This window comes from Loktanella gaetbuli, from assembly GCF_020531945.1.
In the GTDB taxonomy this organism is placed as follows: domain Bacteria; phylum Pseudomonadota; class Alphaproteobacteria; order Rhodobacterales; family Rhodobacteraceae; genus Loktanella; species Loktanella gaetbuli.
In genome coordinates this window covers 1-23,788 of record NZ_JAJATZ010000006.1, presented here as the reverse complement: position 1 = coordinate 23,788, position 23,788 = coordinate 1, and the positions used below count along the sequence as shown (strand labels likewise).

The window sequence follows — 23,788 nt, the reverse complement described above, 5'->3', positions numbered from 1 at the left end:
GCTACGCATCTTCGACCTCGACCACGCCGCTCAGCGACCGCAAGGCTCCTCTGATCTGCGGATTGACCGGGAAATCCTGTCCCAGATCGACTTCAACCTCGCCCGGCAGGCCGTCCCCCATCAGGCAGAAGAACACAGGGCCACGTGCGCCCTTGACCCGGTCCCTTGCGGCATTTGCCAGGATCGAGGCAACGGACGGGATGGCCTCTGGACCATCGAGGAACACGCGCAAACCGCCACTGACCGCATCGACCACCGCCGTGTCGATCGGGCTGACCGAGCGGCCCAGCAGTTTCAACTGGTCGGATTCCATCGTCGCCTCGCATTGGATCACGACCTGATTGCCGGTTTCCAGATGTTCGCGCGCGACCTCCAGCGTATCGCTGAACATCGTGACCTCATACTGGCCGGTGGGGTCCGACAGCTGGACAAAGGCGAACCGGTTCCCGCGCGCCGATTTGCGTTCCTGACGCCCCGACACGGTGCCCGCCATTTTCACGATGCAGGCGCCGCGTTCGGCCTTGGCCGTCACCTCGTCCAGCGTCAGCACCTGTTTGCGTTTCAGCGCACCCATGTAATCGTCCAGCGGGTGACCGGACAGATAGAACCCGATGGCCTTGAATTCCTCTGCCAGCCGTTCGGCAGGCAACCAGTCGTCGCCCCCCGCCAGACGCGGTTCGGGCAGATCCTCGCCCGCGTCACCGAACAGGCTGACCTGATTGGAATTTTTCTGATCGTGGATCGCCGCCGAATAGCCCACCAAGGCATCCAGTGACGCCATCACGCGCCTGCGGTTCGGGTCCAGCACATCGAATGCCCCGGCCCGCGCCAGCATTTCCATCGGGCGTTTGCCAACACGTTTGAGGTCAACACGGCGGGCAAAATCGAACAGCGTGACGAATTCCCCATCCGCACGGGCGGCAACGATCAGCTTCATCGCCTCGACGCCTACGTTTTTCAACGCGCCCAGCGCGTAGACCAGCTTGCCCTCGTGGACATCGAACATTGCCTGCGACCGGTTCACACAAGGCGGGGTGTAACCGATACCCAGCCCCTTTTTCACCTCTTGGAAATAGACGCCGAGCTTATCCGTCAGATGGATATCGCAGTTCATCACACCGGCCATGAATTCGACCGGGTGGTTCGCCTTGAGCCACGCCGTCTGGTAGCTGACGACGGCATAGGCGGCGGCGTGGGACTTGTTGAATCCGTAGTTGGCAAATTTTTCCAGAAGGTCAAAAACCTCGCGGGCCTTTTTCTTGTCGACCCCGTTGGCGACGGCACCCGCCTCGAACTTCGGGCGCTCCTTGGCCATCTCTTCGGCGATCTTCTTGCCCATCGCACGGCGCAACAGGTCGGCCCCGCCAAGGCTGTAGCCCGCCATGACCTGCGCGATCTGCATCACCTGTTCCTGATAGACGATGATGCCTTGGGTTTCCTCGAGGATGTAGTCGATGCTGGGATGGATCGACTCCAGCTCTTTCTGCCCGTTCTTCACCTCGCAATAGGTCGGGATGTTTTCCATCGGACCCGGACGATACAGTGCCACGAGGGCCACGATATCCTCGATGCAGGTCGGTTTCATTCGTTTGAGCGCATCCATCATGCCGCTGGATTCCACCTGGAACACGGCAACAGTTTTGGCGGCCGCATAGAGCGCGTAGGATTTCGGATCGTCCAGCGGGATAGTGCCGATGTCGTTTTCCGCACCCGCAGGCGGCTGATACAGCGTGTTGCCTTCTGCATCGACGTGCAGCGGACGACCCGATTTCAGGATCAGATCGACGGCATTTTGAATGACCGTCAGGGTTTTCAGACCCAGAAAGTCGAATTTCACCAGCCCGGCCTGTTCGACCCATTTCATGTTGAACTGCGTGGCAGGCATGTCGGACCGGGGGTCCTGATACAGCGGCACCAGCTCGTCCAGCGGGCGATCCCCGATCACGACGCCGGCCGCGTGGGTGGATGCGTTGCGCAATAGCCCTTCGACCTGTTGGGCATAGGTCAGCAGCCGGCCCACGACCTCTTCGTTCTTGGCCTCTTCACGCAAGCGCGGCTCGTCCGCCAGCGCCTTTTCGATGCTGACGGGCTTCACACCTTCGACCGGGATCATCTTGGACAGGCGGTCCACCTGACCATACGGCATCTGCAACACGCGGCCAACGTCACGCACGGCCGCCTTGGACAGCAGCGCGCCAAAGGTGATGATCTGCCCCACCTTGTCGCGCCCGTATTTGTCCTGCACGTAGCGGATCACCTCTTCGCGGCGGTCCATGCAGAAATCGATGTCGAAATCGGGCATCGAAACCCGTTCGGGATTCAGGAACCGTTCGAACAGCAGGCTATAGCGCAGCGGATCAAGGTCGGTAATCAGCAGCGCATAGGCCACCAGCGACCCCGCACCGGACCCACGGCCCGGGCCCACGGGGATGTCCTGACCCTTGGCCCATTTGATAAAATCCGCCACGATCAGGAAATAGCCGGGGAACCCCATGCCCTCGATGATGCCCAGTTCGAATTCCAGCCGCTTTTCATAGTCCTCGACGGGGGCCGCATGCGGAATGATGGCCAGACGGGCGCGCAGGCCTTCCTGCGCCTGACGCCGCAATTCCGCCACCTCGTCATCAGCGAATTTCGGCAGGATCGGATCGCGTTTGTAGACCTTGAACGCACACCGCTTTGCGATCTCGATGGTGTTGTCCAGCGCCTCTGGCAGATCGGCAAACAGCGTCGCCATTTCCCGTTCCGATTTGAAATAATGCTGCGGCGTCAGCCGCCTGCGGTCCTCTTGCTGATCGACATAGGCCCCGTCCGCGATGCACAGCAGCGCATCATGCGCCTCGTACAGGTCGGATTTCGGGAAATAAACATCGTTGGTCGCGACCAGCGGCAAGCCCTTTGCATAGGCGATCTCGATATGGCCACGCTCGGACAGGCGTTCCGCCTCGGGCAGGCCACCGCCGTCAGGGTGGCGCTGCAATTCGACATAAAGCCGGTCGCCGAACAGCGCATGCAGCGTATCGGTCAGTGCTTCGGCCTTGGCGCGCTGGCCCTGGCGCAACAACCGACCGATGGGTCCGTCAGGCCCGCCGGTCAGGCAGATCAGGCCCGCGTGATGATGGCTCAGATCATCGACGGTGATCTGCGGTGCCAGCCCGTCGCCCGACAGATACAGCGCCGAATTCAGCTTCATCAGGTTCATGTAACCCGCCTCGGACTGCGCCAGCAGCACGATGGGCGCAGGCGCATCCGGCCGCTTGCCGGGCTCCGGCGTGGTATAGCCCAGGCTGATCTGACAACCGACGATAGGCTGCACCCCCGCCTTGGCCGCGTATTCGCTAAACTCGAGGGCGGCAAACATGTTGTTGGTGTCGGTCATGGCGACCGCGGGCATACCCGCCGCCTCGACCATGCCTGCCAGTTTCTTGACCGGCACGGCACCTTCCAGCAACGAATATTCGGTATGGACGCGCAGATGAATGAATCGGGGTACTTTGCTCATGACCGCAGGTTACGGCGGCGGGCCACCGCGCGAAAGCCCACAAGCGACGTTGACGTGGCATCCCGCCGATGCAATCTGATGATGTATGACCCTGCCATTGAACGCCTTTTTCTCGGCCCTTGCCGATCCCACCCGCCGCGCGGTCCTCGAACAGCTGGCAGGCGGGCCGAAAACGGTCACGGCACTGGCCGCACCTCACCCCATCGCCCTGCCCACCTTCATGAAACATCTGGGCAAGCTCGAGGCCGCAGGCCTTGTCCGTTCGGTCAAGAAAGGCCGTGTGCGCACCTGCCATCTGAACACCGACCCCCTGATGGAGGCGCAGGGCTGGCTGGCATGGCAACGGACAATCTGGGAACGGCGGCTGGGCGAACAGGGCCAGATGGCCCTGATGCTGGACGACACCGACGATCTGGAAAATTCATAAGGGATTACGACCATGGCTGCACCGCATGCCCTGTCATTCACCCGCAGCCTGTCTGCGACGCCCGCACAGGTCTGGCGCTGCTGGACCGAACCGGACCTGCTCAGGCAGTGGTTCGCCCCGCATCCGGTTCAGGTCACAATAGCCGACATCGATCCCCGTCCAGGCGGCGGGTTTCGCACTGTCATGGCCATCCCGGATCACGGCGAAATGGCAACCGCACCCGGCTGCATCCTGATCGCAGAGCCCGGCAAGCGCCTGGTCTGGACCAATGCGCTGGGGCCGGATTTCCGGCCCAACATGCTGGGCCATGATGCGACCGATTTCGCATTCACCGCCGAGATCCTGATAGCCCCCGCCCCGGGCGGCTGCACCTACACCGCCACCTGCACCCACGCCACCGCCGCGGCCGCACAGGCGCACGCGGACATGGGATTTCATGACGGCTGGGGGGCTGCCACGACACAACTCGACACATTGGCCGGGACACTCTAACCCTGCCCTCATTCCGAAAACAGGAGAACGCGATGCGCATCACACTTTGCGCCGCTGCGGCGGCAATGGCCTTGACCGGTTGCGGGCGCGACGGCGACGTCAACCTGCTGCCCGGCCTCGGCCAGTTCGAGGTCATCGGCGTCGAGGAAGACGACATGCTGAAAATGCGCGCCGGCCCCGGCACAGGTTTCGTCACGGTGCTGGGCCTGCCCAACGGGACGATTCTGAACGTGGATTCCTGCCAACCGATGGGCAACACCCGCTGGTGCGCCGTGTCACTGGGCGGGATCAAGGGCCACGTCTCGGCAGCTTACCTGCAGGAACGCTGAAAGGTCACGCCACAGGCTGCACGATTTCGATCCGGTTGCCAAAGGGATCGTCGACATAAAACCGCCGCAACCCCGGCAGTGCCGTGATCTGCGACCCACCCAAGGCAGCCTGCGCCGCCTCGAGATCATCGACAATCAACGCGGGATGCGCCTTGCGCGCGGGGATGAACGGGTCCTCGACCCCCAGATGCAGCGACAGCGTGCCACCCGCGAACCAGACGCCTCCCCGCACGGCCAGGGCCGCAGGCTTTGCCACCTCGGTCAGCCCCAGCCGCCCGGCGTAAAAGGCACGCGCCATGTCTTCTGCCCCTTCTGGCATGGCCAGTTGGACGTGATGCAGCGCCGAAATCCTGAAACCCGTCATCGCGAACCCGTCTGCCGCGCATATTCGCATGGTGCTGCTTCCTTCGCCATGGTGCTGTATCATCTTGCCAAAAATACTCCGGGGGAGGCGCAGCCGGGGGCCGCGCCCCCTCCGCACTTGCCAAATGCAGCCCGATCCGGTTTTCTATTCACCGGGCCGCGTCTACGCCGCATCGACGCGCCCGTTCCTGCACATCCGGTATCGCGGCGGACATAATTCATGGACATCACCTTTCGCCTCAACGGCGAGGTCGTCACCGCCGACACCACAGCCACGCGCACCCTGCTGGATTGGCTCCGCGAAAACCGCGGCCTGACCGGCACAAAGGAAGGCTGCAACGAAGGCGACTGCGGGGCCTGCACCGTCATGGTCACCGACGATCAAGGGGCCCGCGCGCTGAACGCCTGCATCCTGTTCATGCCGCAACTGGCGGGCAAATCGATCCGCACGGTCGAGGGGATCGCAGCCCCCGACGGCACATTGCATCCCGCGCAGCAGGCCATGATCGACCACCACGGCAGCCAGTGCGGGTTCTGCACGCCGGGATTCGTCGTCAGCATGGCGACCGCACATCTGAACGGTCGCACCGATCACGACGACCAACTGTCCGGCAACCTGTGCCGCTGCACCGGCTACGCGCCAATCATTCGCGCAGCCGAGGCGACAGCAGCCGCAGAGGTCCCCGTATGGATGCACGACGCGCCCGTTGACGTTGACGCGCCATTTGCACCGGACAGTGCCGATGCGCTGGCCGCCTGGTATCAGGCGCACCCTGACGGCACGCTGATTGCGGGGGCCACGGATGTGGGCCTGTGGGTCACCAAACAGTTCCGCGACCTCGGCGAGGTGGCGTTTCTGAACCGCTGCACTGACCTGCAACAGATCACCCAGACCGATGATGCGATCCACTTTGGTTCAGGCGTCACGATGACCCGCGTGCTGGACGCGATCGCACCGCATTACCCGTCTTATGCCGCGATGATCCGGCGCTATGGCTCGGTCCAGGTGCGCAATGCCGCGACCATCGGCGGCAATATCGCCAATGGCTCTCCCATCGGGGACAATCCGCCTGCGCTGATCGCCTTGGGTGCGACGTTGCACCTGCGCTGCGGGGACGCGACGCGCGACATGCCGCTGCAGGACTTCTTTCTCAGCTACGGCAAGCAGGACCGCGCGCCGGGCGAATTCGTCACCGGCGTTACGATCCCCAAGGGCCGCGCGAACCACCGCGTCTACAAGATATCGAAGCGGTTCGATCAGGATATTTCGGCGGTGTGCGGGGCGTTCGATCTGGAAATCGCGGATGGCGTCGTGACGACCGCGCGGATCGCGTTCGGCGGTATGGCGGGCACACCGATGCGCGCCGGGGCGGTCGAGGCGGGTTTGATCGGCCAGCCCTGGACCGTCGCAACCGTGGATGCCGCCCTGCCCGCCTTTGCCGATGATTTCCAGCCGTTGTCGGATATGCGCGCCAGTGCGGCCTACCGTTTGCAAACGGCCCAGAACCTGCTGCGCCGCTATCACGCCGACCTCACGGGACAGGCCATCAACCTGCATGCGGTGACAGCATGAGTGTCACGAAACCCCTGCCCCATGACGCCGCGGCCCTGCATGTGACGGGTGCTGCCCGCTATGTGGATGATATCCCGACACCCGCGAACACGCTGTCGCTGGCCTTTGGCCTGTCGACCTGCGCGCGCGGCACGATCACGGCGATGGACCTTGACGCCGTGCGCGCGGCACCGGGCGTGGTCATGGTGATGACTGCGGACGATCTGCCACGCGACTGCGACGTCAGTCCGTCAAACCATGACGAGCCGCTTTTGTCTGACGGCACCGTGCATTATGCGGGCCAGCCGGTGTTCTTGGTGATCGCAGAAAGCCATGGTCAGGCCCGCCGTGCAGCGGCGCTGGCGCAGATCACCTACGACGCACAGGACCCGATCCTGACGGTGGAACATGCCCTCGCCGCCGACAGCCGGTTCGAGGACGGACCCCGCGTCTGGACCAAGGGCGACCCCGATGCCGCCCTGTCCAAAGCACCCCACCGCCTGCAGGGCCGGATCACCATGGGCGGGCAGGAACATTTCTACCTCGAAGGACAATCCGCCCTCGCCATCCCGCAAGAGGCGGGCGACATGCTGGTGCATTCCAGCACCCAGCATCCCACCGAAATCCAGCACAAGGTTGCAGAGGCACTGGGCGTGCCCATGCACGCGGTCCGCGTGGCCGTGCGCCGGATGGGCGGCGGTTTCGGCGGCAAGGAAAGCCAGGGCAATGCGCTGGCCGTGGCTTGCGCTGTGGCCGCCGCTGCCACGAGGCGTCCGTGCAAGATGCGTTATGACCGCGACGATGACATGGTCATCACAGGGAAACGGCATGATTTCACCATCGACTACGACGTGGGATTTGACGCGGATGGGCGACTGCAGGCTGTGGATTTCACGCATTATGCGCGCTGTGGCTGGGCAATGGACCTGTCGCTACCCGTGGCAGATCGCGCGATGCTGCATGCCGACAACGCCTATCTGCTGGACGCCTGCCGGATCACGTCACACCGGCTGAAAACCAACACCCAAAGTGCCACCGCCTTTCGCGGGTTCGGCGGGCCGCAGGGCGTCGTGGGCATCGAGCGGGTGATGGACCATGTCGCACAGACGCTTGGGCTGGACCCTGTCGCAGTGCGCCGGGTCAACTACTACCGCGCGATGGGCGATGTCACAGGGGGGCTGTCTGCCCCCCGGCCTGCGGCCTCCCCCGAGAGTATTTCCGGCAAGATGATGCATGCGGACCTAGCATCGCGCGGATCGCAGACTGTGGCTGACGATCGGCACGCGGTCGTGGCTGGCGATGTGAATACCACGCCCTACGGCATGGCGGTCGAAGACTTTATTCTGCATGAGATGACCGACCGGCTGCTGGATACGGCGGATTATGCCGCCCGGCGTGCGGCGATTGCGGATTGGAACGCAGGATCGCCCGTGTTGAAACGCGGCATCGGATTTGCCCCGGTCAAGTTCGGGATTTCGTTCACGCTGACGCACCTCAATCAGGCTGGCGCGCTGGTGCATGTGTATCAGGACGGATCGATCCATCTGAACCATGGCGGCACCGAGATGGGACAGGGGTTGTTCCAGAAGGTCGCACAGGTTGCGGCGTCTCGTTTTGGTGTGGATGTGGGTGCGATCAAGATCACCGCGACCGATACCGACAAGGTGCCCAACACAAGTGCGACCGCAGCCTCGTCCGGGGCTGATCTGAACGGCATGGCGGTGGCGATTGCCTGTGACACGATCCGGGACCGGATTGCGGATTGTCTGGCTGCGCTGCATCAGGTCGCACCACAGACGGTGGTGTTCGGGGACAACACCGTGACGGTCGCAGGCGAAACCATGACGTTCGCGCAGGCTGCCCTCACCGCCTATCAGAACCGGGTCAGCCTGTCGGCGACCGGATTTTACAAGACACCGGACCTGGCCTGGGACCGGATCGCCGGACAGGGACGTCCGTTTTTCTACTTTGCCCAGGGCTGTGCCGTCACCGAAGTGGTGGTCGATACCCTGACCGGCGAAAACCGCATCTTGCGCACGGATGTACTGCACGACGCCGGTGCCTCGCTGAACCCTGCGCTGGATATCGGGCAGGTCGAGGGTGGCTATGTGCAGGGTGCAGGCTGGCTGACCATGGAGGAACTGGTCTGGGACAAGGCGGGCACCCTCAAGACCCATGCGCCCAGCACCTACAAGATCCCGGCCTGTTCTGATCGTCCGCCGGTGTTCAACGTGGACCTGTGGGATCAGCCGAACCCGGCCGCGACAATCTACCGGTCCAAGGCCGTGGGCGAGCCGCCGTTCATGCTGGGGGTGTCGAACTTTGCCGCACTCGCGGATGCGGTGGCATCCTGCGGGCCGCATTGGCCGGACCTGCAAGCACCCGCGACCGCCGAACAGGTTCTGGCCGCTATCGGGCGCGCCAAAGGTCAGCGATGACGGCGATCCGCATCACCGTGAGCCAGACCGCGGGGTCGGTCCCCCGTGAGACAGGTACGGCCATGCTGGTCTGGCCGGACCGCATCGAAGGCACCATCGGTGGTGGTGCACTGGAATGGGAGGCCATCGCCCGCGCCCGTGCGATGCTGCGTGACGGCCGGGCGCAGAGCCGCCAGACCGTGCCGCTGGGGCCTGCGCTGGGGCAATGCTGCGGCGGGTCTGTGACGCTTGACTATGATCTGGCGGACCGGCTGGAGCCCCCACAAGGCGCACCCTTGTGGATCTGGGGTGCAGGTCATGTCGGTCGCGCCATCGCAGCCACGATGGCCCCGCTGCCAGAGTGGTCGGTGACACTGATCGACGACGCGGCCGACCGGATGCCGTCATTGCTGCCGCCGGATGTGACCCCGCTGGTGGCCGCCGACATGGTGCGGGCCGTGGCCCACGCACCCGATGACACCCATCATCTGATCGTGACCTATTCGCACAGGATCGATCTGGATTTGTGCCACGCCATCCTGTCGCGGCGCTTTGCGACGGTGGGGCTGATCGGATCGGCGACGAAATGGGCACGGTTTCGGGGGCGGCTGCAATCTCTGGGTCATGCGCCTGCACAAATTGCACGCATCGCCTGTCCAATCGGCGATCCGGGCCTGGGAAAACACCCGCAGGCCATTGCCATTGGTGTCGCATACGCGATGATGCGACAGACCGCCGCAAAACAGGACCGCCGCGCATGAGGGACACGCTGCTGAACATCACGGGCCTGACCAAGGCCTATGGCAGCGTGATCGCAAATAGGGAGGTATCGTTTTCCGTGGGCGTGGGTGAAATCCATGCCTTGCTGGGCGAGAATGGCGCAGGCAAGTCAACGCTCGTGAAGACCATATACGGGTTGGTCAAACCCGACAGCGGGACGATGGACATGCGGGGGGCACCCTTTGCGCCGACGGACCCGGCCGCCGCACGCAAGGCCGGTGTTGGCATGGTGTTCCAGCACTTTTCGCTGTTCGACGCGCTGAGTGTCGCGGAAAACATCGTTCTGGGCATGGACAATCCACCCAGCCCCCGCGCCATCGCCGCCGAGGTGCGGCGCGTGTCGGATCAATACGGTCTCCCGCTGGATCCCGATCAGATCGTGGGCGATCTGTCGGCTGGCGAACGCCAGCGGGTCGAGATCATCCGCTGCCTTCTTCAGAACCCCAAGCTGCTGATCATGGATGAACCGACCTCGGTGCTGACACCGCAGGAGGTGGAGATCCTGTTCAAGACCCTGCGCAAACTGGCGGCGGAGGGGACATCGATCCTGTATATCAGCCACAAGCTGTCGGAAATCGCGGCCCTGTGCGAGGCCGCGACGATCCTGCGGATGGGACAGGTCGTGGCGACCTGCGACCCCCGCACCACCGCGCCGCGCGAGATGGCAGAACTGATGGTGGGTCAGGTCCTGCAATCACCCGTGCGCGCCGCCCGACCCGAAGGAGCCATGGCGCTGGAACTGACAGGATTGTCAGCCCCTGCATCGCATCGGTTCGGCACGGCGCTGCGCGACATCCGCATCGCCGTACGCGCGGGCGAGGTGCTGGGCATCGGTGGCGTGGCCGGGAACGGCCAGGATGAACTGGTGGCCGTGCTGTCCGGCGAGACGCTGAGCGACTACGACGCCGTATTGCTGGATGGCAAACCGGTGGGGCGTAGCCCGGTGAATGCACGCCGCGCACTGGGATTGCTCTGCGCGCCCGAGGAACGGTTGGGCCATGCGGCGGCACCGGACATGAGCCTGACAGAAAACGCGGCCGTCACGGCGATCACCCGCAAGTCACTGACACGGCGCGGATTTGTGGATTGGCCGCAGGCACGGGCCTTTGCCAGCGCGGTCATTGCGCAATTCGATGTCCGCACGCCCGGACCGCAGCACACGGCGGCCTCGCTGTCGGGTGGCAACCTGCAGAAATTCGTGATCGGCCGCGAGATCATGCAGGCCCCCCGCGTTCTGGTCGTCAACCAGCCGACCTGGGGCGTTGATGCCGCGGCTGCGGCAGCAATCCGGCAGGCGCTGCTGACGCTGGCGGATGAAGGGGCTGCCGTTGTCGTGATCTCTCAGGATCTGGACGAGCTGATGGAGATCTCGGACCGGTTCTGTGCCCTGACCGAAGGCCGGCTGAGCGCGCCACGCGCGGCCCGCGGGCTGACGGTCGACCAGATCGGGATGATGCTGGGCGGTGCCCATGACATGGAGGTCGCGCATGTGGCAGAGTGAGGGACGCCTGCGGCGGGCGAGTATTTTTGGCAAGATGATACAAAAGGCTGCGCTGTGATCGTTCTGGAAAAACGCGAGGCGCCGTCGCGGCTGTGGGCCTGGGGCAGTCCGGTCATGGCGGTTTTGCTGACCATGGTGCTGGGCGGCCTGCTTTTCGCGGCCCTTGGCCAGAATCCGATCACCGTGATCCGTACGATTTTTCTTGATCCGCTGTTTTCGGAATTTGCGTGGTTCTACCGCCCGCAAATCCTGATCAAGGGCGCGCCGCTTGTGCTGATCGCCATCGGGTTGAGCTTTGGCTTTCGTGCGGGGGTGTGGAACATTGGTGCCGAGGGGCAGTACATCGTCGGTGCCATCTGCGGGGCGGGCGTGGCGCTCGCACTCTATCCGATGGATGCACGCTGGCTGATCTTTCCGACGATGGTGCTGGCGGGTGCGTTGGGCGGCTGGGCCTGGGCGATTATCCCCGGCCTGCTGCGCGTGCGGTTCGGCACCAATGAAATTCTGGTCAGCCTGATGCTGGTCTATGTGGCGGAACAGCTACTGGCCGCCATGGCGCTGGGTGCCATGCGCAACCCCGAAGGCATGGGGTTCCCCGGAAGCCGCAACCTGTCGCAATATCCATCTGCCGCGAACCTTGAACTGATATCGGGCAGCGGGATGCACTGGGGCGTGGTCGCGGCGCTGATCACTGTCATCTTTGCCTATGTGACGCTGTCGCGTCATGTCTTCGGATTTCACGTGCGGCTGACCGGACAGGCCCCGCGCGCGGCGAAATTCGCGGGCGTGAATCCGGCACGCATGGTGCTGATCTGCATGGGGCTGTCCGGTGCACTGGCCGGGGCCGCTGGCCTGTTCGAGGTCGCAGGCCCGGCCGGCCAGATCAGCATCGATTTCAACGTAGGCTACGGGTTCACCGCGATCATCGTGGCATTCCTTGGTCGCCTGCACCCCATCGGCATCATGGCCGCAGGCGCGCTGATGGCATTGACCTACATCGGGGGCGGCATCGCGCAATCCAGCCTCGGGCTGCCTGCCGCAGCGATCAACCTGTTGCAGGGGATGCTGCTGTTCAACCTGCTGGCCGTGGACGTGTTCACCACCTATCGCATCCGGATGCTGCGCAAGGAGGTGTCGTGATGTTCGGCACCAAGACCTGCGTGGTTCGCCTGACCCTGCACGGAGGCATCATCTGATGGACCTGTCGTCGATCAATCCGATCCTGTTCTTTGCGTCGCTGATGGTGGCGGCCACACCGATCCTGCTGGCCGCAATCGGCGAACTGGTCGTCGAACGTGCGGGCGTTCTAAACCTGGGCGTCGAGGGCATGATGATCACCGGCGCAGTGACAGGATTTATCGTCGCCGTGGCCACCGGCAGCCCCTGGCTAGGGTTCGCAGGGGCGGCCCTGGGTGGCGCCTTGCTAAGCCAGGTGTTCGGGTTCCTGACGCAATATCTGCTATCCAATCAGGTGGCGACGGGGCTTGCGCTGACGCTGTTTGGGCTGGGCCTGTCAGCACTGATGGGACAGGGCTATATCGGGATCAAGGCACCGTCCTTTCCGGATATCCATGTCCCCATACTGGGCGATATCCCGGTTATCGGTCCCATCGTGTTCCAGCATGATCCGATGGTCTATATCGGGCTGCTGATCGCACTGGCCGTCTGGTTTTTCCTGTTCCGCAGCCGCGCAGGACTGGTGCTGCGCGCCGTGGGGGAAAACCACGATGCCGCCCATGCGCTGGGTTACAACGTGCGTCGCACGCGGATGCTGGCGATTGCATTCGGCGGGGCCTGCGCGGGTCTGGGCGGTGCCTATCTGTCGCTGGTGCGCGTCCCGCAGTGGACCGAGGGCATGACCGCGGGTGCTGGATGGATCGCTCTGGCCATCGTCGTATTCGCCAGCTGGCGGCCAGGACGGCTGGTGCTGGGTGCCTATCTTTTCGGCGGCGTCACTGTCCTGCAGCTGAATTTGCAGGCGGCAGGTGTTGCGATCCCGGTCGAGTACCTGTCGATGTCGCCCTATCTTGCCACCATCGCCGTTCTGGTGATCATGTCCGCCGGACGGAGCCCAGGATCACTGGGACGGATATTCCACGCCGCCCGCTAGGGCCGCACCAACAGGAGAGAGTGAAATGAAACGCAGAACACTACTTGCCAGCACGGCTGCCGTCATCGCCATGGGCACAGGCGCATTTGCCGCCGCCCATGCAGAAAAAACCAAGGTCGGTTTCGTCTACGTGGGTCCCGTCGGCGACGGCGGTTGGACCTACGAGCACGATCAGGGGCGTCTGGCCGTCGAGGCAGAGTTCGGTGACGCGGTCGAGACCGTCTTCGTCGAGAGCGTCCCCGAAGGCCCCGATGCAGAGCGTGTGATCACCCAGATGGCACTGGACGGCGCTGACCTGATTTTCACCACCTCGTTCGGTTTCATGGACCCGACCGTGAACGTCGCTGCCAAATTTCCGGACGTGAAATTCGAACATGCGACCGGCTACAAGCAGGCGGACAACGTCAGCGTCTACAGCGCGCGTTTCTACGAAGGTCGAGCCATTCAGGGCCACATTGCAGGCCAGATCACAGAATCCAACATCATCGGCTATATCGCGTCCTTCCCGATCCCCGAGGTCATTCGCGGTATCAACAGCGCCTACCTGCACGCCAAGGAAGTTAACCCCGACGTCGAGTTCAAGATCGTCTGGGCCTACACATGGTTCGACCCCGCCAAAGAGGCCGAAGCCGCAACCGTCCTGATCGAACAGGGTGCCGATGTGGTGTTGCAGCACACCGATTCCACGGCACCGCAGGCGGCCGCTCAGGCGGCTGGCAATGTGTATACATTCGGTCAGGCATCAGACATGGCGGAATACGCCCCGATGCCGCGCGTGTCGTCGATCATCGACGATTGGGCCCCCTATTACATCGCGCGCACGCAGGCCGTAATGGATGGCACATGGGAATCGACCAGCACTTGGGACGGCATCGGGCCGGGCATGGTCGGTATCGGTGAAATCACCGACGCGGTTCCCGCAGAGGTGAAGGCATCTGCCGAAGCCATGCGCGACGCGATTGCAGATGGCAGCTACCACCCCTTTACCGGGCCGATCAACCGGCAGGACGGTTCGGTCTGGCTGGCCGAAGGCGAGATTGCGGATGACGGCACGCTGGCGGGGATGAATTTCTACGTCGAAGGCATCGAAGGCGAAATTCCGCAATAAGCGGGACCAACCGAAAAAGACGAAGGGCGGCCTGCGGGTCGCCCTTTACACTTTTGGGGCACGCAAAGTTTGCTGCCTTGCCGAACTTTCCAAATCTTGATGACAGGATCACAGCGTAAATTTTACGCGCGACAAAATCACTTTCCCAATGTTAAACTCGACGGATAGCCAGAACCGACGAGGACTGCAGGTGTCGCCACGCGAAATTCGCAACATGGATCAATTTGCTGCCGTCAGCGGCATATCCCGCCCGACCGTATCCAAATATTTCCACAACCCCGACAGCGTGCGCCAGACCACCCGTGCCCGGATCGAAGCTGCGATCGAACAATACGATTACCGGCCGAACATCTTTGCCATGAACCAGAATCGCAAGCTGACCAAGAATGTCGGCATCGTGGTGCCCCTGCTGGCCGACCCTTATTTCGCGGAAATCGCACGGAACCTCGAGCAGCGCTGCATTGTCGCCGGATATTCCCCGACATTGTTCAGTGCGCATGGCGACCCCGAACAAGAGGTTGCTGTCCTTAACAACTTGCGGGCGCTCAAACCTGCGGGTGTCTTGCTGGCACCGCTGGGCCGTGCCAGCGACACCGAAGTCCTGGCCAAGTTCTGCGATGACGTGCCGACGCTGATCTTTGACAGCAGCGTTGCCGAACTGGGCATTGCCTTTGTCGGGTCTGACAACCAGCAGTTCACCGCGCATATCACCGATTACCTGTGCCGCACCGGTGAACCACCCTGCTTTTTCGAGATGAAAAACCCAGCAAACCCGAATGCGCATCGGCGCAGGCACGCCTATCTGGCCGCAATGGAAACGTTTGGCCACAGCCCGCACGTCATATCCGTCGCGGGCGAAGGTTGGGGTTTCGAAGAAATCGGGCGGGTCGGTGGTCACGACGCCTTTGCCAGGAACCTGTTTCCGACCAATACGATCCTGTGCAGCAACGACCGCCTGGCCATCGGTCTGCTGACCGCGTGCTACGAGCGGGGAATCACCGTTGGTCGTGGCGATGGCAGCACGGTACGAATCGCTGGTCAGGACGGACACCCCCATTCGCGCTACACCTGCCCGCCACTGACGACGATTTCCCACGACTATGACGCCGTGTCCAAACACGCTGCCGACACACTGTTCGCCGCGATCGATGGCAGCGTAGAGCGTTGGCAAAGCACGCGAATCGAGGGCCGTCTGATCCTGCGCGACTCGGCCTGATACCGCTAATTTACGCGCGTAAATTTTTTATTGACGCCGCGTAGCCCTCATCCCTATGCTCACCCACAGAACATCGATCTAGGGAGGATACCTGATGTCATTGAAGAGCACTCTGAGTGCTGCGACGGCGCTCGCGCTGGTCACAGCCGGTGGCGCCTACGCCGAAGCACACTCGCCCACCATCACGATCGCGACCGTCAACAACGGCGACATGATCCGGATGCAGGGCTATACCGATCAGTTCACCGAACAGACCGGCATCAACGTCGAATGGGTCACGCTGGAGGAGAACGTCCTGCGTCAGCGCGTCACCACCGACATCACCACCAGCGGCGGTCAGTTCGACATCATGACCATCGGCATGTACGAGACCCCGATCTGGGGCAGCAACGGCTGGCTGGTCCCGCTGGACAACCTGTCCGACGATTATGACGCTGGCGACATCCTGCCCGCGATGGCCGGTGGCCTGAGCCATGACGGCACGCTCTATGCGGCACCGTTCTACGGCGAATCGTCGATGATCATGTATCGCACCGACCTGATGGAAGCCGCCGGTCTGGAAATGCCAGAGGCCCCCACCTGGGAATTCATCCGTGATGCAGCCGCTGCAATGACGGACCGCGACAACGACATCAACGGCATCTGTCTGCGCGGCAAGGCCGGCTGGGGCGAGGGTGGCGCGTTCATCACCGCCATGTCCAACTCTTTTGGCGCGCGCTGGTTCGACGAAGAGTGGAACGCCCAGTTCGACACCGAAGCATGGGCCAACACCGTCAACTTCTTCAAGGACATGATGGATGCATCCGGCCCCGCCGGTTATGCCACCAACGGGTTCAACGAAAACCTGAGCCTGTTCCAGCAGGGCAACTGCGGCATGTGGATCGATGCCACCGTGGCGGCGTCCTTTGTCACCAACCCCAACGACAGCACCGTGGCTGACAGCGTTGGTTTTGCATTGGCACCCGATACCGGTCTGGGCAAGCGGTCCAACTGGCTCTGGGCCTGGGCACTGGCGATCCCCGCCGGCACGCAGCAGCAGGCAGAGGCCCTGCAATTCATCGAGTGGGCCACGTCCAAAGACTATATCGAGCTGGTTGCGGCCAACGAAGGCTGGGCCAACGTCCCGCCGGGTGCACGGACCTCGCTGTACGAAAACCCCAACTACCAGGACGTGCCGTTCGCACAGATGACGCTGGATTCGATCCTGTCGGCAGATCCGCAGAACCCCACGGTTGACCCGGTTCCCTATGTCGGCGTGCAGTTCGCGGCGATCCCGGAATTTGCGGGCATCGCATCCGAGGTGAGCCAGGAATTCTCGGCCGCCTATGCAGGTCAGCAGACCGTCGAAGAGGCCCTCGCCAAGGCGCAGGACATCACCACCGAAGCCATGGAAGCCGCAGGCTACTAAGGCACCCCTCCCCGTCAGGGGGCAGCATCCGCCGCCCCCTGACCACCCTTTCCCATTTATTTTTCTGGCCTCACCGGTGATGGTTTATGACCACCGCCAAAGGAGACGTGTTCATGGCGACCAAGGCTTCCCGCTCTGCCGCGCGGATGATGATGGCACCCGCAGTGATCCTGCTACTGGGCTGGATGCTGATTCCTCTCGTCCTGACCCTGTTCTTTTCGTTCAAGAAATTCCTGCCGCTGCGCGGCGACCGCTGGGAAAACGGCCTCGAATGGGTCGGTTTCGAAAACTACGTGCGGTTCGTCTCATCCAGCGCCTTCTGGCCGTCGGTCATCACCACGCTGATCATCGTGGGCGGCGTTCTGGTCATCACCGTCTGCCTCGGCATCCTGCTTGCGATGCTGCTGGACCAGCCGATGTGGGGCCAGGGCATTGTCCGCATCCTTGTCATCGCGCCCTTTTTCGTCATGCCGACCGTGTCCGCGCTGGTCTGGAAAAACATGTTCATGGACGCCAACAACGGGTTGTTTTCGCACCTGTGGCGACTGTTTGGCGCTGAACCCGTGTCATGGCTCAGCGAGGCCTCCCTGCCCTCGATCATCCTGATCGTCAGCTGGCAGTGGCTGCCCTTTGCCACCCTCATTCTGTTGACCGCCATTCAATCGCTGGACAGTGAACAGCTGGAAGCGGCCGAAATGGACGGCGCATCACCGCTGGCTCGCTTTGGCCATATCGTGCTGCCGCACCTCAGCCGTGCCGTGACCATCGTGATCCTGATCCAGACGATTTTCCTGCTGTCCGTCTTTGCGGAAATCTTTGTCACAACCGGCGGTGCCTTTGGGTCCCGGACACTGACCTACCTCATCTTTCAGCGCGTGCTGGAAAGCCAGAACGTGGGCCTGGGGTCGGCAGGCGGTGTCTATGCCATCATCCTTGCCAATATCGTTGCGATCTTTCTGATGCGCATCGTCGGCAAGAACCTCGATACATAAGGGAGGATCAGAACATGGCACGCTCGACCACAACCCGCCGCAAGATCATCACCACAGCCGCGGCCTGGGCCATCGGTTTCACGATCTTCTTTCCGATCCTCTGGACCATCCTGACCAGCTTCAAGACAGAGGCGCAGGCGATCAGCGATCCACCGGTGTTCCTGTTCTTTGACTGGACGCTGGAAAACTATGCCGTCGTGCAGGAACGGTCCAACTACATGCGTTTCCTTTGGAATTCGGTCATCATCGCAGGCGGGTCCACCGTTCTGGGCGTGCTGATCGCGGTGCCGGCCGCCTGGTCGATGGCATTTGTGCCCAGTCGCCGGACCAAGGACATCCTGCTCTGGATGCTCTCGACCAAGATGTTGCCGGCCGTGGGGGTTCTGTATCCGATCTATCTGATCTGCATCGAACTTGGGTTGCTGGACAGCCGCATCGCGCTGGTGGTCATCCTCATGTTGATCAACCTGCCAATCATCGTCTGGATGCTTTATACCTACTTCAAGGAAATCCCGGGCGAGATCCTCGAGGCGGCCCGTATGGACGGCGCCAGCCTCAAGGAAGAAATCCTGTATGTGCTGACACCAATGGCGATCCCCGGCATTGCATCGACCCTGTTGCTGAACTTCATCCTTGCCTGGAACGAGGCGTTCTGGACCCTCAACCTGACGGCGGCCAAGGCGGCACCGCTGACGGCCTTTATCGCCAGCTATTCCAGCCCCGAGGGTCTGTTCTACGCGAAACTCAGCGCGGCCTCGACAATGGCCATCGCGCCGATCCTCATCCTCGGCTGGTTCAGCCAGAAACAACTTGTACGCGGCCTGACATTCGGCGCAGTGAAATAAGGACCCGGACTCATGGGAAAAATCGAACTCAAGCAAGTGACGAAACGCTTTGGCGACGCCGAGGTCATTCCGCCACTCGACCTGACGATCCACGACGGGGAATTCACGGTCTTCGTCGGACCGTCAGGTTGCGGCAAATCCACCCTGCTGCGCCTGATTGCCGGGTTGGAGGACATCACCTCTGGTCACATCGAAATCGACGGCAAGGATGCGACGACACTGGTTCCGGCCAAACGCGGCCTTGCGATGGTGTTCCAGTCCTACGCCCTTTACCCGCATATGTCGGTGCGCAAGAACATCGCGTTTCCGCTGAAAATGGCCAAGATGGATCCGGCGGAAATCGATCGCCGCGTCGAAGGGGCGGCATCCGTGCTGAACCTGACCGCCTATCTGGACCGCCGTCCGGGGCAGTTGTCAGGTGGCCAGCGCCAACGTGTCGCCATTGGTCGCGCCATCGTCCGCGAACCCTCGGCATTCCTGTTCGACGAACCACTGTCCAACCTTGACGCCGCCCTACGTGTGGGCATGCGGATGGAAATTTCCGAACTGCACAAGAAGCTCGACACCACGATGATCTATGTGACCCACGATCAGGTCGAGGCGATGACCATGGCGGACAAGATCGTCGTGCTTCAGGCCGGTGTGATCGAACAGGTCGGATCGCCGCTGGAACTGTATCGCGCGCCGCGCAACACCTTTGTCGCAGGGTTCATCGGGTCGCCGAAAATGAACCTGCTGACAGGACCAGAAGCGGACAAGCACAACGCCCATACCATCGGTATCCGTCCCGAACACATCGACGTCGTGCAATCGGACGGCGTCTGGCAGGGCACCGTCGGCGTGGCAGAACACCTTGGGTCGGATACGTTTTTCCACATCCACAACACGGGGCTGGCCGAAACCCTGACCGTGCGCGCCATCGGCGACATCAGCCTGCGGCACGGCGACACCATCCACCTGTCGCCTCGCATGGACGAATTCCACCGCTTTGACAAAGCGGGGCTGCGGATCACATGAACCGGCTGGACGGAAAAACCGCATTGATCACCGGTGCCGCGCGCGGCATCGGTCTGGCCTTTGCGCAGGCCTACGTGGCAGAGGGCGCGCGCGTGGTCATCGCCGACATCGACCTTGATCGTGCGCAGGCCGCAGCGGACCAGATCGGTGACGCCGCCATTGCCGTGAAACTGGACGTATCCGATCAGGCCAGCATTGATGCAGGCGTGGCAGAAGCAGTGCAAAGGCTGGGCCAGATCGACATCCTGATCAACAACGCCGCCATTTTCACCGCCGCACCCATCGCTGAAATCACCCGCGCCGATTATGACCGCGCGTTTGCGATCAATGTCAGCGGCTGCCTGTTCACCATGCAGGCTGTCGCACGTCACATGATCGACCGTGGCATTCGCGGCAGGATCATCAACATGGCGTCACAGGCCGGACGGCGTGGCGAATCCCTTGTCGCTGTCTATTGCGCGACCAAGGCCGCCGTGATCAGCCTGACGCAATCGGCGGGCCTGAACCTGATCCAGCACGGCATCAACGTGAACGCCATCGCCCCCGGAGTCGTCGATGGCGAACATTGGGACGGCGTCGATGCGTTCTTTGCCAAATACGAAAACAAGGCCCCAGGACAAAAGAAAAAAGAGGTCGGCGATGCCGTCCCCTTTGGCCGCATGGGCACCGCCGACGACCTGACCGGCATGGCGATCTTTCTCGCCAGTGCCGAGGCGGAATACATCGTCGCCCAGACGTATAACGTCGACGGCGGCAACTGGATGAGCTGATGAAAGACGCACAAGGACACCGCGCCATGAAACTGAGCAATGCGACGCTGGCCGACCTGCCGCAAGCAATCGTAAGGCCGACCTACGACCGGTCCGCGCTGACGCCGGGCATCGTGCATATCGGTCTGGGCAATTTCCACCGTGCGCATCAGGCTTGGTATCTGCACCGTCTGATGCAACAGGGTCAGGCCCATGACTGGGCGATCATTGGCGCAGGTGTGCGTCCGGGTGATGCGGCGATGCGCGACCGCCTGCTGGCGCAGGACTGCCTGAATACGCTGATCGAGCTGGACCCCGCCGGTATTTCGGCCGAGGTGACTGGCGCGATGATCGATTTTTTGCCGATCGAGGAGGACAACGCGCAATTGATTGCCACCATGTCCGATCCCGCGATCCGGATCGTGTCCCTGACCGTGACCGAGGGCGGATATTACCGCCGCGCAGACGGCGGACTGGACACCGGGCATGCCGACCTGAAACACGATGCTGCCCATCCTGCAACGCCCCGCACCGCCTTTGGCGCGATGGTGGCAGCACTACGGGCGCGCCGCACGGCGGGGCACCCACCCTTTACCGCGATGTGCTGCGACAACCTGCAAGGCAATGGCGCAATCCTGCGGCAGACCGTGGTCGGTCTTGCCCGGTTGTCGGACCCGGATCTAGCCGATTGGATCGACACGCAGGGCGCGTTTCCGGATGCGATGGTCGACTGCATCGTTCCCGCGACGGGCGACGCCGAACGCAGCATCGTGCAGGATCTCGGCATCGACGACGCGGCCCCCGTCACCCACGAAAATTTCCGCCAATGGGTGATCGAGGATCATTTTTGTGCGGGCCGCCCGGACTGGGCCGCCGCCGGTGCCACGATGACCGACAACGTGCATCCATATGAAAGCATGAAAATCCGCATTCTGAACGCGGGCCATCAGGTGCTGGCGAACGTGGGCGAAATCATCGGTCACCAGACCATCGCGGACTGCATGGACGATCCGCGGATCGCCGCCTTCTTTCGCAAGGTGCAGACCACGGGGATCATCCCCTATGTCGATGCGGTCGACGGCATGCCTGCTGCGCAATACCTCGCGCTTATTGAAACGCGGTTCGCGAACCCCAGGATACGTGACACGACGCGGCGCGTCGCCTTTGACGGCTCATCGCGTCACCCCGGTTTCGTCCTGCCGACCCTGCGCGACGCGCTGGCAGCGGGTGGAGACATCCAGGGTCTGGCCCTGACCGAGGCATTGTGGGCACGTATGTGCGCCGGCACCCGCGAGGACGGCAGTCAGATCGCGCCCAATGATCCGCTATGGAACAGCTTGGTCGATGCAGCGCAGGCCGCCCGCCACGATCCGCAGGTCTGGCTGGCACAGGACGGTTTTTATGGCGAACTGGGCGACAATCCACTGTTCGCGGATGCCTTTGGAAACTGGCTCAATCAGCTTTGGGCCGACGGGGCGGCTGCGACGATCGACGCCTATCTGTCCCGCTAGACGATATCCTGCAGGGCCAGCCACTGGTCCGCGAATGCACCAAGGTCAGGGGCCACATAGGTCGGTTGCGCGATGCCGTCCGACGGCAGCATCGCGTTGCCCGTCCGCGTGATGAATGCACCGCTGGCACCGGCCCCCTGCGCGCCCATGGTGTCCCACAGATGTGCGGCAACCAGACACAAGGAGGCGATGTGCACATCCAGGGATTCGGACACAAGCCGGTAACAATCGGGATGCGGTTTGAATTTTCCGACGCTCTGCACGCTGTAGTGCGCCTCGAAAAAATGGGCAATCCCGGCCTTTTCCATGGGGGTCGGACTGTCGGTGGGGGGCGAATTCGTCAGCGTCACCATGCGCACGCCTGCCTCTTGCAACCGGGTCAGCGCCGGAATCACGTCATCGCAGGCCGGCATGTTGGTCAGCAGATGCACCAGTTCCGCGGCATCGGCATCGCCGACAGACACGCCCTGCGTTTCGCCCATCATGCGCAAGGTGCCTTGGGCCAATGTGCCGAAGGGCGCATATTCACCCGACAGGGTCATTGCCTCTGAATACAGGATGAGATGGGCGAACCATTGCCGCATCATCGCCGGATCACCGAACAGCCGCGCGAACAGCGGTTCCAGCGTCGTCAGATCCAGCAAGGTCTCATTCACGTCGAAAACAAGAATATGGTCAGCCATGTGATCCTCCAGTCGGGAAAACGATGGCATGGCATCGGGCAAATAAAAAGGCCCGCCCCGAAGGGCGAGCCTTGTGTTCACAATCCGGACAAGCCGGTTGCGGCTTAGTACAGGCCGTTCGACTGGATCACGGCCTCGTCGTCGGCATAGAGTGCGCGGATCAGCTGGGTCTTGGTCTCGTCGTAGATGCCCGAGTTCATGATGCGAACGGCGTCGTCACGCTCTTCGCCAGTCAGCACCTGGCCGGGGCGCAGTTCGATACCCAGCGTAGCCAGGTTCGCGTCAAAGTTTGCGCGGTTCTCGTTGGACACAACGAAACGCTCGACCGGCAGCAACTGCGTGGATGCGGCGGATGCGGCGGTTGCGGACAGTGCAACGGTTGCGACGATAAGGGCGGATTTGATTACGTTTTTCATGGTCTTCTCCAAAGTTCTATTCAGTGGCGACATCAGCGTCGTCCTTGTGGAATAGAGATAGGGTACCGTGCAAATTTTTGATACCCATCAGTACTGACTATTGTTTTGTGCATTTATGCACGGAACTACTTTTACACTGTCGTACCTGCTGATCCCTGCTTGCGCGCGCCCGGACAGCAAAAAGGCCTGTCCATCATGGACAGGCCTTTCGCAGACAAACCGCCGTGGAGGAACGGGGTTTGTAGCTGGCTTAGTACAAACCGTTCGACTGGATCACGGCCTCGTCGTCGGCATACAGCGCGCGGATCAGCTGGATCTTGGTCTCGTCGTAGATGCCCGAGTTCATGATGCGAACGGCGTCGTCACGCTC

The 23,788-nt window shown here is 62.4% G+C and carries 21 protein-coding genes; 17 read left to right on the top strand and 4 right to left on the bottom strand.

The window, feature by feature from the left end; genetic code table 11:
• Nucleotide 1: 1 nt before the first annotated feature.
• The gene (gene dnaE / locus LGQ03_RS12535) at nt 2-3,502 is read right to left on the bottom strand and encodes a DNA polymerase III subunit alpha (protein ID WP_226748685.1); all 3,501 of its coding nucleotides are present in this window, start codon (nt 3,500-3,502) and stop codon (nt 2-4) included.
• Nucleotides 3,503-3,587: 85 nt separating this feature from the next.
• Here dnaE and LGQ03_RS12530 point away from each other — a divergent pair, with 85 nt between their 5' ends.
• The 3 genes from LGQ03_RS12530 to LGQ03_RS12520 are packed head-to-tail and all read left to right on the top strand — an operon-like array spanning nt 3,588 to nt 4,750.
• On the top strand, nt 3,588-3,929 hold the full coding sequence (locus LGQ03_RS12530) for an ArsR/SmtB family transcription factor (RefSeq protein WP_056033241.1): 342 nt from the start codon (nt 3,588-3,590) through the stop codon (nt 3,927-3,929).
• Between the two features lie 12 nt (nt 3,930-3,941).
• On the top strand, nt 3,942-4,421 hold the full coding sequence (locus LGQ03_RS12525; RefSeq protein WP_226748684.1) for an SRPBCC domain-containing protein: 480 nt from the start codon (nt 3,942-3,944) through the stop codon (nt 4,419-4,421).
• A gap of 32 nt (nt 4,422-4,453) precedes the next feature.
• Nucleotides 4,454-4,750, top strand: coding sequence for an SH3 domain-containing protein (locus LGQ03_RS12520; protein WP_226748683.1), 297 nt, complete (start codon nt 4,454-4,456; stop codon nt 4,748-4,750).
• A 4-nt stretch (nt 4,751-4,754) separates the two neighbouring features.
• Here LGQ03_RS12520 and LGQ03_RS12515 read toward each other — a convergent pair whose 3' ends face one another.
• Nucleotides 4,755-5,144 carry a VOC family protein gene (locus LGQ03_RS12515; protein WP_226748682.1) on the bottom strand — a complete coding sequence of 130 codons (390 nt, stop codon included), beginning with the start codon at nt 5,142-5,144 and terminating at the stop codon, nt 4,755-4,757.
• 189 nt (nt 5,145-5,333) lie between these two features.
• On the opposite strand from LGQ03_RS12515, the gene LGQ03_RS12510 reads away from it, so the two are divergent.
• From LGQ03_RS12510 to LGQ03_RS12445, 14 genes are all read left to right on the top strand, one after another.
• Nucleotides 5,334-6,686 (top strand): xanthine dehydrogenase small subunit, encoded by a 1,353-nt coding sequence (locus tag LGQ03_RS12510; RefSeq protein ID WP_226748681.1) that lies wholly within the window; start codon nt 5,334-5,336, stop codon nt 6,684-6,686.
• Nucleotides 6,683-9,103: a xanthine dehydrogenase molybdopterin binding subunit gene (gene xdhB, locus LGQ03_RS12505; RefSeq protein ID WP_226748680.1), complete on the top strand. Its 2,421-nt coding sequence runs from the start codon at nt 6,683-6,685 to the stop codon at nt 9,101-9,103. The genes LGQ03_RS12510 and xdhB overlap by 4 nt, the downstream gene beginning before the upstream one ends.
• Nucleotides 9,100-9,843: a xanthine dehydrogenase accessory protein XdhC gene (gene xdhC / locus LGQ03_RS12500; protein WP_226748679.1), complete on the top strand. Its 744-nt coding sequence runs from the start codon at nt 9,100-9,102 to the stop codon at nt 9,841-9,843. Before xdhB ends, xdhC begins: the two co-directional genes overlap by 4 nt.
• Complete coding sequence (locus LGQ03_RS12495; protein ID WP_226748678.1) at nt 9,840-11,363, top strand: ABC transporter ATP-binding protein; 1,524 nt, start codon at nt 9,840-9,842, stop codon at nt 11,361-11,363. Before xdhC ends, LGQ03_RS12495 begins: the two co-directional genes overlap by 4 nt.
• Nucleotides 11,364-11,417: 54 nt before the next feature.
• Nucleotides 11,418-12,503, top strand: a complete 1,086-nt coding sequence (locus LGQ03_RS12490) for an ABC transporter permease (RefSeq protein ID WP_226748677.1) — start codon at nt 11,418-11,420, stop codon at nt 12,501-12,503.
• Between the two features lie 55 nt (nt 12,504-12,558).
• A complete protein-coding gene (locus LGQ03_RS12485; protein WP_090158508.1) occupies nt 12,559-13,473 on the top strand; it encodes an ABC transporter permease in 915 nt (304 codons plus the stop codon).
• Between the two features lie 25 nt (nt 13,474-13,498).
• A complete protein-coding gene (locus LGQ03_RS12480) occupies nt 13,499-14,581 on the top strand; it encodes a BMP family ABC transporter substrate-binding protein (protein ID WP_226748676.1) in 1,083 nt (360 codons plus the stop codon).
• 190 nt (nt 14,582-14,771) lie between these two features.
• Nucleotides 14,772-15,797 (top strand): LacI family DNA-binding transcriptional regulator, encoded by a 1,026-nt coding sequence (locus tag LGQ03_RS12475; protein WP_177172637.1) that lies wholly within the window; start codon nt 14,772-14,774, stop codon nt 15,795-15,797.
• A 94-nt stretch (nt 15,798-15,891) separates the two neighbouring features.
• On the top strand, nt 15,892-17,205 hold the full coding sequence (locus LGQ03_RS12470; RefSeq protein WP_090158505.1) for an ABC transporter substrate-binding protein: 1,314 nt from the start codon (nt 15,892-15,894) through the stop codon (nt 17,203-17,205).
• 113 nt (nt 17,206-17,318) lie between these two features.
• Nucleotides 17,319-18,197 carry a carbohydrate ABC transporter permease gene (locus tag LGQ03_RS12465; RefSeq protein ID WP_056033239.1) on the top strand — a complete coding sequence of 293 codons (879 nt, stop codon included), beginning with the start codon at nt 17,319-17,321 and terminating at the stop codon, nt 18,195-18,197.
• Between the two features lie 14 nt (nt 18,198-18,211).
• Nucleotides 18,212-19,042: a carbohydrate ABC transporter permease gene (locus tag LGQ03_RS12460; RefSeq protein WP_090158504.1), complete on the top strand. Its 831-nt coding sequence runs from the start codon at nt 18,212-18,214 to the stop codon at nt 19,040-19,042.
• A 12-nt stretch (nt 19,043-19,054) separates the two neighbouring features.
• Nucleotides 19,055-20,059, top strand: coding sequence for an ABC transporter ATP-binding protein (locus LGQ03_RS12455; protein ID WP_226748675.1), 1,005 nt, complete (start codon nt 19,055-19,057; stop codon nt 20,057-20,059).
• Nucleotides 20,056-20,829 carry an L-iditol 2-dehydrogenase gene (locus tag LGQ03_RS12450; protein WP_226748674.1) on the top strand — a complete coding sequence of 258 codons (774 nt, stop codon included), beginning with the start codon at nt 20,056-20,058 and terminating at the stop codon, nt 20,827-20,829. The genes LGQ03_RS12455 and LGQ03_RS12450 overlap by 4 nt, the downstream gene beginning before the upstream one ends.
• Entirely contained in the window at nt 20,829-22,319 is a 1,491-nt protein-coding gene (locus tag LGQ03_RS12445) for a mannitol dehydrogenase family protein (protein ID WP_226748673.1), read from the top strand. The genes LGQ03_RS12450 and LGQ03_RS12445 overlap by 1 nt, the downstream gene beginning before the upstream one ends.
• Here the strand turns inward: LGQ03_RS12445 and LGQ03_RS12440 are convergent.
• Entirely contained in the window at nt 22,316-23,002 is a 687-nt protein-coding gene (locus tag LGQ03_RS12440) for a haloacid dehalogenase type II (protein ID WP_226748672.1), read from the bottom strand. The genes LGQ03_RS12445 and LGQ03_RS12440 overlap by 4 nt on opposite strands.
• A gap of 104 nt (nt 23,003-23,106) precedes the next feature.
• Nucleotides 23,107-23,418 carry a hypothetical protein gene (locus LGQ03_RS12435; RefSeq protein ID WP_226748671.1) on the bottom strand — a complete coding sequence of 104 codons (312 nt, stop codon included), beginning with the start codon at nt 23,416-23,418 and terminating at the stop codon, nt 23,107-23,109.
• Between the last annotated feature and the right edge of the window lie 370 nt (nt 23,419-23,788).

Coding starts and splice junctions, on each gene's coding strand:
- LGQ03_RS12510 (WP_226748681.1), top strand. CDS start 5,334: ATGGACATCACCTTTCGCCTCAACGGCGAGGTCGTCACCGCCGACACC.
- LGQ03_RS12525 (WP_226748684.1), top strand. CDS start 3,942: ATGGCTGCACCGCATGCCCTGTCATTCACCCGCAGCCTGTCTGCGACG.
- LGQ03_RS12465 (WP_056033239.1), top strand. CDS start 17,319: ATGGCGACCAAGGCTTCCCGCTCTGCCGCGCGGATGATGATGGCACCC.
- LGQ03_RS12435 (WP_226748671.1), bottom strand. CDS start 23,418: ATGAAAAACGTAATCAAATCCGCCCTTATCGTCGCAACCGTTGCACTG.
- LGQ03_RS12470 (WP_090158505.1), top strand. CDS start 15,892: ATGTCATTGAAGAGCACTCTGAGTGCTGCGACGGCGCTCGCGCTGGTC.
- LGQ03_RS12455 (WP_226748675.1), top strand. CDS start 19,055: ATGGGAAAAATCGAACTCAAGCAAGTGACGAAACGCTTTGGCGACGCC.
- LGQ03_RS12480 (WP_226748676.1), top strand. CDS start 13,499: ATGAAACGCAGAACACTACTTGCCAGCACGGCTGCCGTCATCGCCATG.
- dnaE (WP_226748685.1), bottom strand. CDS start 3,502: ATGAGCAAAGTACCCCGATTCATTCATCTGCGCGTCCATACCGAATAT.
- LGQ03_RS12495 (WP_226748678.1), top strand. CDS start 9,840: ATGAGGGACACGCTGCTGAACATCACGGGCCTGACCAAGGCCTATGGC.
- LGQ03_RS12460 (WP_090158504.1), top strand. CDS start 18,212: ATGGCACGCTCGACCACAACCCGCCGCAAGATCATCACCACAGCCGCG.
- LGQ03_RS12515 (WP_226748682.1), bottom strand. CDS start 5,144: ATGCGAATATGCGCGGCAGACGGGTTCGCGATGACGGGTTTCAGGATT.
- LGQ03_RS12440 (WP_226748672.1), bottom strand. CDS start 23,002: ATGGCTGACCATATTCTTGTTTTCGACGTGAATGAGACCTTGCTGGAT.
- xdhB (WP_226748680.1), top strand. CDS start 6,683: ATGAGTGTCACGAAACCCCTGCCCCATGACGCCGCGGCCCTGCATGTG.
- LGQ03_RS12450 (WP_226748674.1), top strand. CDS start 20,056: ATGAACCGGCTGGACGGAAAAACCGCATTGATCACCGGTGCCGCGCGC.
- LGQ03_RS12445 (WP_226748673.1), top strand. CDS start 20,829: ATGAAAGACGCACAAGGACACCGCGCCATGAAACTGAGCAATGCGACG.
- LGQ03_RS12530 (WP_056033241.1), top strand. CDS start 3,588: ATGACCCTGCCATTGAACGCCTTTTTCTCGGCCCTTGCCGATCCCACC.
- LGQ03_RS12520 (WP_226748683.1), top strand. CDS start 4,454: ATGCGCATCACACTTTGCGCCGCTGCGGCGGCAATGGCCTTGACCGGT.
- LGQ03_RS12485 (WP_090158508.1), top strand. CDS start 12,559: ATGGACCTGTCGTCGATCAATCCGATCCTGTTCTTTGCGTCGCTGATG.
- xdhC (WP_226748679.1), top strand. CDS start 9,100: ATGACGGCGATCCGCATCACCGTGAGCCAGACCGCGGGGTCGGTCCCC.